General features: G+C 34.8%; 12 protein-coding genes. 6 read left to right on the top strand and 6 right to left on the bottom strand.

Features of this window, described 5'->3' with window-relative positions; genetic code table 11:
- Window positions 1-114: 114 nt before the first annotated feature.
- The 3 genes from NLM59_RS06295 to NLM59_RS06285 are packed head-to-tail and all read left to right on the top strand — an operon-like array spanning window position 115 to window position 2595.
- Complete coding sequence (locus NLM59_RS06295) at window positions 115-348, top strand: FeoA family protein (RefSeq protein ID WP_304416903.1); 234 nt, start codon at window positions 115-117, stop codon at window positions 346-348.
- A complete protein-coding gene (gene feoB / locus NLM59_RS06290; RefSeq protein ID WP_304416902.1) occupies window positions 345-2435 on the top strand; it encodes a ferrous iron transport protein B in 2091 nt (696 codons plus the stop codon). Before NLM59_RS06295 ends, feoB begins: the two co-directional genes overlap by 4 nt.
- 4 nt (window positions 2436-2439) lie before the next feature.
- Window positions 2440-2595 (top strand): hypothetical protein, encoded by a 156-nt coding sequence (locus tag NLM59_RS06285; RefSeq protein ID WP_304416901.1) that lies wholly within the window; start codon window positions 2440-2442, stop codon window positions 2593-2595.
- 143 nt (window positions 2596-2738) lie between these two features.
- Here NLM59_RS06285 and NLM59_RS06280 read toward each other — a convergent pair whose 3' ends face one another.
- The 3 genes from NLM59_RS06280 to NLM59_RS06270 all read right to left on the bottom strand — a co-directional run bounded on the left by NLM59_RS06280 (window position 2739) and on the right by NLM59_RS06270 (window position 6617).
- Window positions 2739-5405 carry a TonB-dependent receptor gene (locus NLM59_RS06280; RefSeq protein ID WP_304416900.1) on the bottom strand — a complete coding sequence of 889 codons (2667 nt, stop codon included), beginning with the start codon at window positions 5403-5405 and terminating at the stop codon, window positions 2739-2741.
- Between the two features lie 167 nt (window positions 5406-5572).
- Window positions 5573-6331, bottom strand: coding sequence for a GLPGLI family protein (locus tag NLM59_RS06275; RefSeq protein WP_304416899.1), 759 nt, complete (start codon window positions 6329-6331; stop codon window positions 5573-5575).
- 58 nt (window positions 6332-6389) lie between these two features.
- Window positions 6390-6617, bottom strand: coding sequence for a hypothetical protein (locus tag NLM59_RS06270; RefSeq protein ID WP_304416898.1), 228 nt, complete (start codon window positions 6615-6617; stop codon window positions 6390-6392).
- A gap of 504 nt (window positions 6618-7121) precedes the next feature.
- Here NLM59_RS06270 and NLM59_RS06265 point away from each other — a divergent pair.
- A complete protein-coding gene (locus NLM59_RS06265; protein ID WP_304416897.1) occupies window positions 7122-7499 on the top strand; it encodes a DUF3060 domain-containing protein in 378 nt (125 codons plus the stop codon).
- Window positions 7500-7587: 88 nt separating this feature from the next.
- On the opposite strand, the gene purB is transcribed toward NLM59_RS06265, so the two are convergent.
- Genes purB through NLM59_RS06250 form a run of 3 tightly spaced genes read right to left on the bottom strand, consistent with a single transcriptional unit; the run spans window position 7588 to window position 10786 of the window.
- Window positions 7588-9018: an adenylosuccinate lyase gene (gene purB / locus NLM59_RS06260; RefSeq protein WP_304416896.1), complete on the bottom strand. Its 1431-nt coding sequence runs from the start codon at window positions 9016-9018 to the stop codon at window positions 7588-7590.
- A gap of 54 nt (window positions 9019-9072) precedes the next feature.
- Window positions 9073-9456 (bottom strand): four helix bundle protein, encoded by a 384-nt coding sequence (locus NLM59_RS06255; RefSeq protein ID WP_304416895.1) that lies wholly within the window; start codon window positions 9454-9456, stop codon window positions 9073-9075.
- A gap of 43 nt (window positions 9457-9499) precedes the next feature.
- Entirely contained in the window at window positions 9500-10786 is a 1287-nt protein-coding gene (locus tag NLM59_RS06250) for an adenylosuccinate synthase (RefSeq protein ID WP_304416894.1), read from the bottom strand.
- 175 nt (window positions 10787-10961) lie between these two features.
- Here NLM59_RS06250 and NLM59_RS06245 point away from each other — a divergent pair, with 175 nt between their 5' ends.
- Entirely contained in the window at window positions 10962-11942 is a 981-nt protein-coding gene (locus NLM59_RS06245) for a long-chain-fatty-acid--protein ligase (RefSeq protein ID WP_304416893.1), read from the top strand.
- 283 nt (window positions 11943-12225) lie between these two features.
- Window positions 12226-12783, top strand: coding sequence for a nitroreductase family protein (locus NLM59_RS06240; protein ID WP_304416892.1), 558 nt, complete (start codon window positions 12226-12228; stop codon window positions 12781-12783).
- The last annotated feature ends 225 nt before the right edge of the window (window positions 12784-13008 follow it).

The following is a 13008-nucleotide window of genomic DNA, read 5'->3' as shown; positions in this document are numbered from 1 at the left end:
TTCAGAATGAAAAGTTACAAAATTATATTGGATGTCAATAATCATAGCTTGAACTTATTTAGATTAATTAAAAATTAAGTACATTTGTTTCTCATTCTAAAATAATTAACTGCTTTGACAAATCTTGCAGATTTAAAGAAAGGGGAAAGAGCTACCATCTTAGGATTTAGCACCGAAGACATCCCCGCCAAATTTTTAGAACTAGGAATTGTTCCTGGTGAAGACATTGAGTTTCGATGTTCTGCACCCTTTAATGGACCTATTTGTATTTCTCTATGTAAAACAAGTTGTGTTTTAGCTTTAGGTAAGTCTGAAGCAAGCGCAGTATTGGTTAAAAAAGAGAAATGAATTCTATAAAAGTTGCATTAATCGGTAACCCCAATGTGGGTAAGTCAACTTTATTCAATCGTTTAACTGGCCTAAAGCAACGCGTCGGGAATTATCCTGGAACGACGGTAGATAAACGTATTGGTTTTTTTACCGAAAACGGGCAATCTATACAGCTGTATGATTTTCCTGGTACTTATTCGCTCTATCCAAAAGCAGCGGATGAAGAAGTAGTTTTTGATATTTTAAGCAATCCTGAACATCCTGATTTTCCAGATAAGGTTTTTGTTGTAGGACATCCTTTACGACTTAAACGTAGTTTACTGCTTTTTAAACAAGTTCAAGATTTAGGCATTCCTGTTAAGTTCGTTCTGAATATGATGGACGAAGCCGAAAAAGGCCGAATTAAAATAAATATTGAAAAATTATCTCAATCCTTACATACGCAAGTCATTCCAAGTAATGCTAGAACGGGTGAGGGACTTGATGTAATCAAAGAAAGCATATCTACGGAGTTTGCAAAAGAACCTGCCAAATTTGAGGTTCCTCTGTTGTATGTGAATCCCGTAAAAGAAATTAGAGAGAAGCTGAAGTTGAAAAGTGACTATTTAGCTTTTCAATATGCTGCTCAACCCAATATTCTACATCTAACTGCAGAAGAAAAATCTACGATAGAAAACATTCGCAAACAAAATCATATGGTTCCTGCGCGAATGCAGATTGCAGAAACATTGTATCGTTATGATGAAATTGATGCGATTGTAGAGCAAGTAGAAAGTTCTTCAGGAGAAAAGAAAAGGTCATTTTCTGAGAAATTAGATAATGTTTTGACCCACGGTTTTTGGGGATATATTATTTTCTTTGGACTCTTATTTTTAATGTTCCAAGCGATTTATTCATGGGCTGAAGTGCCTATGGATGCCATCGATAGCTTATTCGCCATGTTGCAAAGTCAGGCACAAGGGATTTTAGGCGACGGACCATTATCGAGTTTAATTGCAGACGGGATTATTCCAGGAATTGGTGGAGTGGTGATTTTTATTCCACAGATCAGTATATTGATATTCTTCCTCTTGCTTTTAGAGGAATCAGGTTATATGAGTCGGGTGGTTTTCTTGATGGACAAATGGATGAAGCCTTTTGGTCTTAGCGGTAAATCTGTTGTACCCTTGATGTCTAGTGTAGCATGTGCTATTCCTGGGATTATGGCGGCACGTAATATTGAAAACACAAGAGAAAGGCTCTTAACCGTTTTGGTTGCACCATTTATGACTTGTTCTGCGCGACTACCTGTTTATGCCATTTTAATTGCTTTGGTGATCCCTAAACATTCATTCCTTGGATTTGATTTACAGGGAATTGTATTAATGGCGCTTTATTTATTAGGCTTATTTGCGGCTTTAATTTTTGCTTTTATTGGTAAGAAAGTCCTTAAATCTCAGTATAAAAGTTATTTGATTATGGAGATGCCCGCTTATCATGTTCCCGATTGGAGAAATCTATTTTTAGGTTTATGGGAGAAAGTTTCCGCATTTATTTTTGGTGCTGGACGAATCATTTTGGCGGTTTCTGTTATTTTATGGGTATTAAGTGCTTGGGGACCGGGAGAACAATTCAAGAATGCTGAGGATATTGTTGCAAAACAATCCATTGAAAATTCTTGGACAGAATCCGAACAGGCGCATCATTTAGAAGCTCATAAATTAGAATATTCCATGCTTGGCCACATCGGAAAGACGATAGAACCTGTTTTTAGGCCTATTGGTTATGATTGGAAGATTAGTATTGGGGTTCTTACATCCTTTGCTGCCAGAGAAGTCTTTGTAGGTACTATGGCGACGATTTACAGCATTGGATCGGATACAGAAGACGAAACACAAATTGTGGAGCGTATGCGAAGAGAGAAGAATCCTGATGGAACTTTAGTCTTTAATCTTGCGACGGGTGTTTCATTGTTGTTGTTTTATGCCTTTGCGATGCAGTGTATGAGCACGCTGGCGATTGTATATAGAGAAACCAAAACATGGAAATGGCCTCTAATTCAATTGGTTCTCATGAGTGGATTTGCTTATTTATGTGCTTTCTTGGCGTACAATTTGTTACAATAATAGTATGAATTGGGAATATTTAATTATCGGAATCATCTTTTTAATTGCGCTTATATATTTATATAATCGTGTGATTGCTCCATTTGCTAAGAAAAGCGGTGGATGTAGTACTGGCTGCGGTTATGGCCCTAAAACTTCAGAGAAACAAAAAACAATCTAAGCTTTTGGCTTCAGCATACATTTAACAATAGAAGATAAATTACCACATTAAATTCCGCCTCAAGTGGGGAATGACGGTTCGTGTCCTATATTTTCATGTAACAATTTTAAGCCTCAATTAAGCAGTTTTAAACTACTTTCTCATCAAAACCTAAATTCAAAGCTTGCCATGATGTAACGTGGAAGCAAGCGATAAGATGTCACCGATTGACTGATGTCACTAAGGCTATTTACTGTGAAAGTTGAAGTATTAAATAAATTCTTGGCCTGAAGTCCCAAGGTGAATTTATTTTCCATTAACTTATACCTAGCTGTAGCGTCCACAAAATAATAATGCTTGTTTTGCTCTAAATTCCCAAAATAGTAATAGTCTAAATTGGTCTGGAAATCAAACTTTTCCGAAATATTAAAATAGGTATCTACAAATGAATTATTATTCACATATTTATTTTTAAAACCATCGACTTCCATCCGTTGATGTGTGTTTTTTGTACCTAGGTGAACATTAAACAAACCATCGAAGCCTGTACGAAATTCTAATCCATAATTATAGTTGGAAGTTGTGATCTTTCGTAGTGCGGAATTGTTTACTTGGTTGGCATAGGTACTTTGGAACATACCTCCTTTGAATTTAAGATTAGATGAAATAAATTTTAAATAATAATCTAAACTTCCGTTGAGCGTAAATGTTTTTCTATCTTTATAAGTGAGGTATTGTCCAACAGAGTAGTCCTGAGTTATTAAGTTATTAGAAGATAAATAATCAGCGTCCTTATTGTAAAATAAGTAGGTGTTGAACATGAGCTTGTCCGTCCATATTCCGTAATGATAGCTAAAAAACAAACTACTTTTATTGAAGACCGCTGGCGTTGACAAGCCAAGGTTCAGGTTGTTATAGGCTGTAAGAATGTAATCGGCATTCAGATAGCCAACAGGTGCGGAATTGGCGTTCCAGGTATAATTCGTTTTGAATTTATGTTTTTCGTTTAAGTCATAATCAATTCCAAAACTTGGGTTGACGCTCCAAACATGAGACTTTTCAGAAATATTTAGATTATCATAGTTTAGATCAAAATTCTGCGCGCTTAATTCTCCGCGAAGACTCAGCTTCGCATTTATTTTATAAATATAACTTGATTTTACATTCAAGTTATTTTCCGAGTATTGAATGTCATTAATTCTTGGGTTTTGAGAGAAATAAAGCAAGTTATGTAAATTCTGGTTTTCTAATTTATTTTGAAGATTGATTTCCAAAAGATTACCATTTTTCTTACGGTCTAAATATTTAAAACTTATCCCCAATAAATTCCCATGGTTGTTAGATTTCTGACGAACGTTTTCGGATGAATTAGATTGAGTGAAATCCCCAAAATAGTTGGTGTTGGTGAAATAATCTTGTTGATTTTCATCGTAAATAAATCTACCCTGTAAGATAATTACTTTAGTCTCTGACAGTTTTTGGGTGTATTGAATTTCCTGGTCAAATCGCTGGATTTGGGTATTTACATTCTCCTGTAAATCATGTGCATTAAAATTTATTTGGCTTATATCATCACCGTCTTTGGTATTGAATTTCGAGCTGATTTCTAGAGTTTTGTTCTTGGTGAAATCATAGGAAACATCAACTTTAGCAAAAATATTTTGAAAAGCATTACGCAAACTATAATCTTCGAAGTTTGTAAAATCTTCTTGACCTGGCAGATGATAGGATTGTACTTGTTGTCTAACAAAAGTATTTTCGTCGGAATTAAAGAAAATTATGGGTTTAATTTTCAATTTCTCATTGGGATTAAAAATTGCGTTTAATGATATGAGCTCTTCGTTATTGATTTTGGTTCTCTCGTCTTTAAAACCTAATCTCATTCCTTGTTTGTGAATATATTGTTCTGTGCCAAAACCATCTCCTACAAAGTTATTTCCTCTGCTATTGGGGTTGATGAGATGGCTTAATCCGCCCGTTGCATCTTTTCCAATGTTGTTTAAATGTGTAAGAAAATAGTATTTATTCTTCTTGCCAAAACTCATTAGATTGCCGCTGAGTTTATAATAATCTAAACTGCTCACATCAATTCCCAATTCTGCATTGCCAAACCATTGGTTTTTGGCGTCATCTTTTAGCTTAAGGTTCAGCGCCACTTTATCGCTTTTCTCTATCCCTTTTAGGTGTTTGTTGTTAGAATATCGTTGAATGAGCTCCACTTTGTCTATGGGATGGACAGGCATGTTTTTAGTAACGATTTTATAACCTTTTTCAAAGAAATCATCATTTTCTATCATTACCTTCTCTACTTCTTGTTCTCCAACTTTTATGGTCCCATTTTCGTCCACGGTGAGCCCTGGAAGTTTTTTCAACAAATCCTCTACCACCTGTTCATTACCGTTTAAGAAGAAGGCTGCGTCATATACAATAGTGTCTTTTTTGGCGGTGATAGGCTTTTTGGCAATTGCGATAGTTTCGTTGAGGAGTATTATTTCTTTAGAAAACAAAGTTATGTCTTGTGTAATTTCTGCATCTAACTTGTCTATTGTGATGGGAATCATTACCTCCTCATAGCGCAAAGAAGAAAAGATAAGATCGAAATTTCCAGTTTCTTTAATGGGTAAAGTATATTCTCCTGCCTTGTTACTTGTGGCATAGGACAAAATGTTTTTGTCTTTTTGTAGTTTAACAATTACCTGTCCCACAGGAATCTGCTCAGAACTATAGATATTGCCTGAAATTTGAGCGTTGGCTGTTTGAGCAATAATGCAGAAGAATAAAATTAAATAAACGTGTTTCATACTAAGGACCACTTGACTAAATTGTTTCATTAATCAAATTTGGTAGATCACACGGCACTAATTTTCTATAATTAAGCATATTCAATTCATTGACATTTTTCCTACAATAAATGATTTGGTATTTTTTTCATTAAAGAAAGATTTCTCTTCTATATAATATAAAAGAAACATCTTCTAAGTATTTAAGATTAAAGCTTTTAATCTTCCTCCCACTCAAATTTGATTTCAATTCCCTTTCGTTCCACAGGCATAGTGCTGGACTTAACACTTTTTAAATTTGCACCTTTGGGCAACCTACTGATAATGCTAGCATCGATTTGGTTATCAGAATTCTCTTTTTTTTCTACGAACTGTTTCATGCTTAGAAAATCATGATGCTCAGGATATAAATTATTTGAAGCTATTGTTTTGTTTTCTTCAATTTTTGTAATCGTCCAATGATAAATATTATCTGTATCATAAATTTCTAATATTAAACCTGGCAAACCATAAAATTTATAAGGCCCCATAGGAATAGGAATTTCTTTGGTAAACCAAGCGATGTAGTCTCTTCCTCTAAAAGTTGTAGTTGCTTTCTGCATTACATAGCCATCAGATTCTTTGGTTTCATTGCTGATCTCCCAATCAAAACTAAGACTTTCTTTCACCCAAAAGGAATCATTAAAAGTTAACTCTTGGGAGATAATAAATTCATTTAGTTTATTATAAATCAATAGATTGTCAGTGTTTTTGGATCTCACAATAATTTCATTGGAGTCTTCATTAAACTCATTCTCTTTAATTCCTCCGAAATCTAAAATATAATAAGAAATATTTTCGTTCGAATTTATAAATAATGATGTCGTGTGAGAATTAGGAAAATCAGTATTTAGTTCAAGTGTGTAGGTAGCTAATAAATCAAAACTTTGAGCTATCAAACTAATACTACCAAGTAAATAGATAATTATTGCTTTCATATAATTTTACTATTATGATTATCCAAAAATTAGAAGAAATTTTAGAAATTACAAGTTGTTATGTTGACAAAATTCTTTTCAGATTTCTAGCCAAACGATCACATTCTTCTTGTGATTCAACATCGGCGAATACGAATGTATGTTTAGTTCCAGTTCTATTACCAAACCTATCCACTCCATAAACTGTAACTACGCAATCTCCAACTACTTCCATCCAAATTGTTTCCTGTTTTACATCATGGACATTATTTTCTGAAATAGACTTAGCAAATGCAAGCGTTCCCATGAGCATAAATAATGCTCCAAATAAAAGATTTTTCTTAAAAATATAATTTAAATTGTTATTATGAAAACAAAAATCTAAAATCTAAATCCAAATTTATTTTGTTAAATACAAGAAAAGTTATTAATAAATTAGTTTCTAACGTGGTAGGGATAGAAGCGGCATCTAATGCCGTGGATTGCTAAAACAAAATACGGCGAAAAAGAGTGGAGCACCTGAGTGCAAACTCCTTTTTCGTCGTTTATTTTGTAGCAATCTACAAATTAGATACAGCGGATAGCCCGTTAAACCGCCCAAATACATCTTATTACATTTACCTCATTTTGGCCCAATTTCACGCAGAAACGAATAGTTTTCTTAATTATTAGATAAGAAATGCTAAGTTTTTGGTAAGATTTAGTCTTTATTAGCGATTTCTGTTGAACTCAAGTTAATTCACAATTCTTTAGCAGAAATTAAGTTTTAGGATGCCCACCTTTGAATTATTAATTCATAAAAACAGAAGAAATGAAAAAATTATTGTTATCAGTAAGTTTAGTAGGATTAGGTGTTATGGGCTTCGCACAAGATGAGATGAAGAAAGTTGAAAAAGAAGCCGTAGAGGTAGTTGCGCAGCCAGATGGAAGCATTGTGATTGAAGGTGACAACAAGGAGGAAAGCGTCTCTCTAAATGGTGAAAAACTGATTGTAAAGGGAAATAATATAGTGGTTCATGGTGCTGGAGATGCAAGTGAAGTGATTGTGGAAGGTGATGGTTGCCAAGTTGTAGTGGATAGTAGCGAGAAGATTGATATTCAGGGAAGTAAGAGCTATGTTTATTATAGAAAAGGCGAGCCAGAAACTAAAGTGAGCGACGGTAGCGCTGTGCAGAAAATTGATTCTTAATTAACTTTAATACTACCAATTGACTGAAAAGAAAAAGCCTTGGAAATCCTTCCAAGGCTTTTCTTATTTATTTAAAACTGAATGTGTTTTATACTTTTAGTTTAAAATCCATTCCGATTAAGTCTTGATTTTGGTCAAGAATAGGTTGAATCTCGTTTGCTAAAAACTCCTCTGTTTGGATTGGAGCGAAACCAATGAAGTTCATTGGGTCCATAACTTCTTGCATTTTTACTTTGTCTATCGGGAAGCTATCATCAGCTAAAATACGCTCTACCAAATCGTTTGGCTTACCTTCTATTTTAACTTGTTTCGCTGCTTCCATTGAGTGAACACGGATGATTTCGTGTAATTCCTGACGGTCTCCTCCATTTTTAACGCCTTCCATAATCATGTATTCAGTTGCCATGAATGGTAATTCGTCGTTGATATGCTTAGCAATCATCTTTTCGTAAACTACTAAACCGTCTAAAACATTCACCCAGATTCCAAGGATAGAATCAATGGCTAAAAATGCCTGAGGAATCGTTAAACGCTTGTTAGCAGAGTCATCTAAGGTTCTCTCAAACCATTGTGTAGCTGCTACTAAATCAGATCCACGACCGATCGTCATTACGAATTTAGCCAAAGCTCCGATTCGCTCGCAACGCATTGGATTTCGCTTGTAAGCCATGGCAGATGAACCGATTTGGTTTTTCTCGAATGGCTCTTCGATCTCTTTTAAATTCTGTAACAAACGGATATCGTTTGAGAATTTATGTGCAGATTGTGCAATGTTTGAAAGCAATGCCATCACCTCAGCGTCCACTTTTCTATCGTATGTTTGACCTGTTACGCCAAATACATTTTTGAATCCAAAACGCTCTGAAAGTCTTCTGTCTAAGTCTTTAACTTTGGTATAATCTCCATTAAATAACTCCTTGAAACTTGCTGCAGTTCCAGTTGTTCCTTTAACGCCACGGAATCTTAAGGTTTCTAATCTAAATTCTAATTCCTCAAAATCCATTAAAACACTTTGTAACCAAAGCGTTGCACGCTTACCTACCGTTGTTAACTGCGCTGGTTGGTAATGTGTGAATCCTAAAGTTGGAAGGTCTTTATATTCTTTGGCGAATTTGGCCAAACCAGCCATTACGTTGATTAGCTTTTTCTTCACCAATTGCATCCCGTCTCTCAACTGGATTAAGTCTGTGTTGTCACCCACAAATGCAGAAGTAGCACCTAAGTGAATGATTGCTTTTGCTTTTGGCGCAACGTCTCCGTAGGTATGTACGTGAGCCATTACATCATGACGGAATTCTTTTTCGTACTTAGCAGCAACCTCATAATCGATGTTGTCTACATTCGCTTTAAGTTCGTCTATTTGTTCTTGAGAAATATCTAAACCTAAGTCTTTTTGAATTTCTGCTAAAGCAATCCAAAGCTCTCTCCAAGTCCCGAATTTCTTATCCGGAGAAAAGTTAAAAAGCATTTCTGCACTCGCATATCTAGATACTAAGGGGTTTTCGTATTTATTACTCATATTGAAGTAGTTTAAATTTATTTAAAAATTGCTTAATGATGGTTTAAAATTGTTTTATTTGAATTTATCTCCCGAATGAGGTGAGTTCTTTAATTGAGTTATCATATTGCTCAATTTGACAGAAATTTTAATGCATCTTTTACGATATTGCTCAAAATCTTCCTGACTCAAGTGTTCCCTATCTAATGCCGAATAAAGCTGAGAACGCAATTCACCACAAGAACCTTTTGCCAAATATAGAAACTGTATATACTCTGTCTTTCCTCCTCTTTCGAATCCCTCTGCTATGTTGTCCATAACAGAAAGAGCCGACCTTCTCATCTGAGAAACCAATTCAAATTCGTTCGGAAATGTTTTGGTTAATCGATATATAGATAATGACAACTCTCTTGCTAATTGCCAAGTTTCTAAATCCTCAAAATGTTTAATTTTTGACATTAAACTATTTTAAACTGATTAACCAACTTTTAAACTACATCACTTAGAACAATTCCTTTCTAATAATATTTTGGCTTCTATCTGGTCCTACTGATACTAAATAAACCTCGATGCCTAAATAGTCTTCGATAAACTTGATATATTTCTGTGCGTTTTCTGGTAATTCGTCAAACGAGTTAATCTTAGTAATATCTTCTTGCCAACCATCAACTTCTGCATATACAGGCTCGTATAAGTCTAGTTTTGTTGTTGATGATGTGAAGTAATCGATTTCTTGATTGTCCTCTGTTTTGTAAGCTGTACAAACTTTAATTTTATCGAAACCGCTCAAAACATCTAATTTAGTAATCACTAAATGCGTAATTCCGTTGATCATACAAGCATGGCGTAAAGCGACTAAATCCAACCAACCACTTCTTCTTGGGCGACCTGTTGTTGCTCCAAATTCATGACCAATGGTTCTAATTCTTTCGCCAACCTCATCGTCTAACTCAGTTACGAACGGACCATTACCAACACGTGTACAGTAAGCTTTTGCTACACCAATCAAGTGTTGTAATTTATTAGGTGGAACTCCCGCACCGATACAAACACCACCTGTAGAAGGAGATGAAGAGGTAACGAATGGATACGTACCAAAATCAATATCTAGCATTAAAGCCTGTGCTCCTTCGAATAAAACATTTTTACCTTCGTCGATAGCATCATTTAATTCTCTTTCGGTATAAATAATTCTATCCTTTAAGATATCGCCGTACTCCAAGCATTGTTGATAAATTTCATCAAAATCCATAGGAGGCTTGTTATACAATTTCTCAAAAATTGCATTTTTAATCTCGATGTTGATTTTTAATTTTTCTTTTAAAACTTCTGGATTTAATAGATCGATAGCTCTAATACCTACACGAGCCACTTTATCCTCATAACAAGGACCGATACCGCGTTTCGTTGTTCCAATTTTATCTGTTCCTGCAGCTTCTTCGCGGTAGGTATCGTATAAAATGTGGTAAGGCATAATGATATGCGCACGACGACTAATAAAAACGTGGTCTGTAGATTGACCTTTTTCTTCTAAAGCTTGTGTTTCTTCTAAAAATGCTTTTGGATCGATCACGACACCGTTTCCTAAAATACATTTCCCTTTACATTGTAAAACGCCAGATGGCAATAAGTGTAAAACGAATTTGTCTTTTCCTACATAAACAGTGTGTCCAGCATTGTTACCTCCCTGGAAGCGAACAACATAATCTGATTTTGCAGATAAAACATCGGTGATTTTTCCTTTTCCTTCGTCGCCCCACTGGAGACCTACTACTACGAATGTTGACATAAAATTGGATTGAATTATTAACGTATTTAAACGTGTTCAAAGATAAAAATTATATCCTCTATACACTATTATTTACAAGGGCATTTTCAACAAATTATCCTTACTCCTATCCATCCTATGTTCCATTTTAATTTGAAGTATATATATCAGCAAACTAAATCTATATCTTTGCCGAATGTTTGATGCCAAAGATTTATTTAGAAATTTTACTCCTGCCGAGTTTACAACAAAAGCTTTAGAGATTTTTAGATTTCAAGCGGAACACAATTCGGTGTACAAAAAATTTCTTTCTCATTTAGGGACAAAAGTTGATTCTATCGCTAGTATAGAAGAAATTCCTTTTATTCCTATTTCTTTTTTCAAAGAGTTTAAGGTTGTCTCAAGTAAAGGAGATATTGAGAAAACTTTTAGCAGTTCGGGCACTACCGGAACGCTTACGAGCTATCATCATATTACTGATTTAAGCATCTATCATCAACAATTGGATGCGAGTTTTGAATACTTTTATGGTGATTTCAAGGATTATATTGTTTTTCCACTTCTACCTGCATATGCCGAAAGAAAAGGTTCTTCTTTGATTGAAATGGCAGATATTTGGATGCAGAAAACCGGTCAAGAAAATAAATCTTATTATCTCTACGATCATCAACAGTTGGCCGAAGACATCAAAAATGCTCCAAAAGACAAAAAACTTATTCTCATTGGAGTTTCATTTGCCTTAATGGACTTTGCAGAACAACATCCACAAGATCTATCTGACCTAATCATTATGGAAACGGGCGGTATGAAAGGAAGGCGAGCAGAACTAACTCGTCCAGAATTACATGCTTTCTTGAAGGATGAATTTCAAGTTGAGCAAATTCAATCGGAATATGGCATGACCGAATTACTGTCACAAGCTTACGCCAGAAAAAATGGTCTTTTTGAAACGCCACCTTGGATGAAAATTTTATTACGAGACAAGGAAGATCCACTTTCATATGTTGATCCAAGAATGTCGGGTGGAATCAACGTGATTGATTTTGCTAATATAAACTCTTGTAGTTTTATTGCGACCGACGATTTAGGACGATTTCATTCAGAAAATCAATTAGAAATTCTTGGGCGATTAGATCATTCAGATTTACGAGGTTGTAATTTGATGGTGGTGGATTAAAGGTTGTTTAAAGTAGTTTAATTGTAGCTTAAAGTTGATTAAAAATTGCTTAAACGAAAAAATTGGACACGAAGCGTCACCCTGAACTTGATTCAGGGTCTAGCGTTGGAAAGAGATTTTGGACTAAGTATAAATCTTTTTGGCAAGTCAGCTTTGCAACGAAAAATCCTGAACTGCGAACCGTGAACTGGGAACTGTAAAAACCTCTTTCTACTTCTGACTTTCTACTCAGCTGACTGCTCCAATTTTCCGTATATTTCAACTTTATTAAATTAAATAAAAAATGAACTCATTAGATAACATCATAAAATCCAGAAAAAGCACGTATCCAAAAGATTATAACCAAGAAAAGATTACGCAGGAAGAGTTAGAAGCCTTATTATCCGTTACGGCTTTTGCACCGAATCATAAGAAAACAAGACCTTGGCGTTTTCATGTTTTTACAGGCGAAGCTAAAAATGCCTTGGGTGAAAAATTGGCTTCTGTTTATAAAGAAACCACAGATCCTGAAAAATTTATTGAGAATAAAATGAAATCTATTCAAGAAAAAGTTGATCAATCTCAAGTTATGATTTGTATTGTGCATCACATTTCACAATCCGTTCCGGAGTGGGAAGAGCATGCTGCAATTGCCATGTCGGTTCAGAATTTATGGTTGAAAGCAACCGAATTGGGAATGGGTGGTTATTGGAGTACGCCCGGCTTAGTGAGACATTTAGACGATTATTTATCGTTGGAGGAAAACGAAAATTGCTTAGGACTTTTCTACTTAGGAAAAACAGATCAAGAATTCCCTGTGAAGGAACATGATTGGAAGGATTTTGTTGTTTTTAGAAATTGATTTTAGTAGAAAGTCTAGGGTAGAAGGTAGAAAGATGTTATACTTCTAAATTATCGTCTATTTAATGATTCTCATTAGAATTGTGATGTAAATCTCATACAAACAGGTCACCACTCAAAGGTTTGGTGACCTATTTTGTTTATTTAAAAATTGAATTAAATATCATAGCAAAAGAGGATGAATTGCCTTAACTTTGCACAAAATTTGTCAGCAGAAAGATTTTTA

This window comes from Profundicola chukchiensis, from assembly GCF_029664245.1.
Lineage (GTDB): Bacteria > Bacteroidota > Bacteroidia > Flavobacteriales > Weeksellaceae > Profundicola > Profundicola chukchiensis.
This window is presented reverse-complemented; position numbering and strand designations above follow the sequence as displayed.

Excerpts from the sequence above, each read along its gene's own strand:
- NLM59_RS06250 (WP_304416894.1), bottom strand. The coding sequence starts at position 10,786 with ATGTCAACATTCGTAGTAGTAGGTCTCCAGTGGGGCGACGAAGGAAAA.
- feoB (WP_304416902.1), top strand. The coding sequence starts at position 345 with ATGAATTCTATAAAAGTTGCATTAATCGGTAACCCCAATGTGGGTAAG.
- NLM59_RS06280 (WP_304416900.1), bottom strand. The coding sequence starts at position 5,405 with ATGAAACAATTTAGTCAAGTGGTCCTTAGTATGAAACACGTTTATTTA.
- NLM59_RS06245 (WP_304416893.1), top strand. The coding sequence starts at position 10,962 with ATGTTTGATGCCAAAGATTTATTTAGAAATTTTACTCCTGCCGAGTTT.
- purB (WP_304416896.1), bottom strand. The coding sequence starts at position 9,018 with ATGAGTAATAAATACGAAAACCCCTTAGTATCTAGATATGCGAGTGCA.
- NLM59_RS06240 (WP_304416892.1), top strand. The coding sequence starts at position 12,226 with ATGAACTCATTAGATAACATCATAAAATCCAGAAAAAGCACGTATCCA.
- NLM59_RS06270 (WP_304416898.1), bottom strand. The coding sequence starts at position 6,617 with ATGGGAACGCTTGCATTTGCTAAGTCTATTTCAGAAAATAATGTCCAT.
- NLM59_RS06275 (WP_304416899.1), bottom strand. The coding sequence starts at position 6,331 with ATGAAAGCAATAATTATCTATTTACTTGGTAGTATTAGTTTGATAGCT.
- NLM59_RS06285 (WP_304416901.1), top strand. The coding sequence starts at position 2,440 with ATGAATTGGGAATATTTAATTATCGGAATCATCTTTTTAATTGCGCTT.
- NLM59_RS06265 (WP_304416897.1), top strand. The coding sequence starts at position 7,122 with ATGAAAAAATTATTGTTATCAGTAAGTTTAGTAGGATTAGGTGTTATG.
- NLM59_RS06255 (WP_304416895.1), bottom strand. The coding sequence starts at position 9,456 with ATGTCAAAAATTAAACATTTTGAGGATTTAGAAACTTGGCAATTAGCA.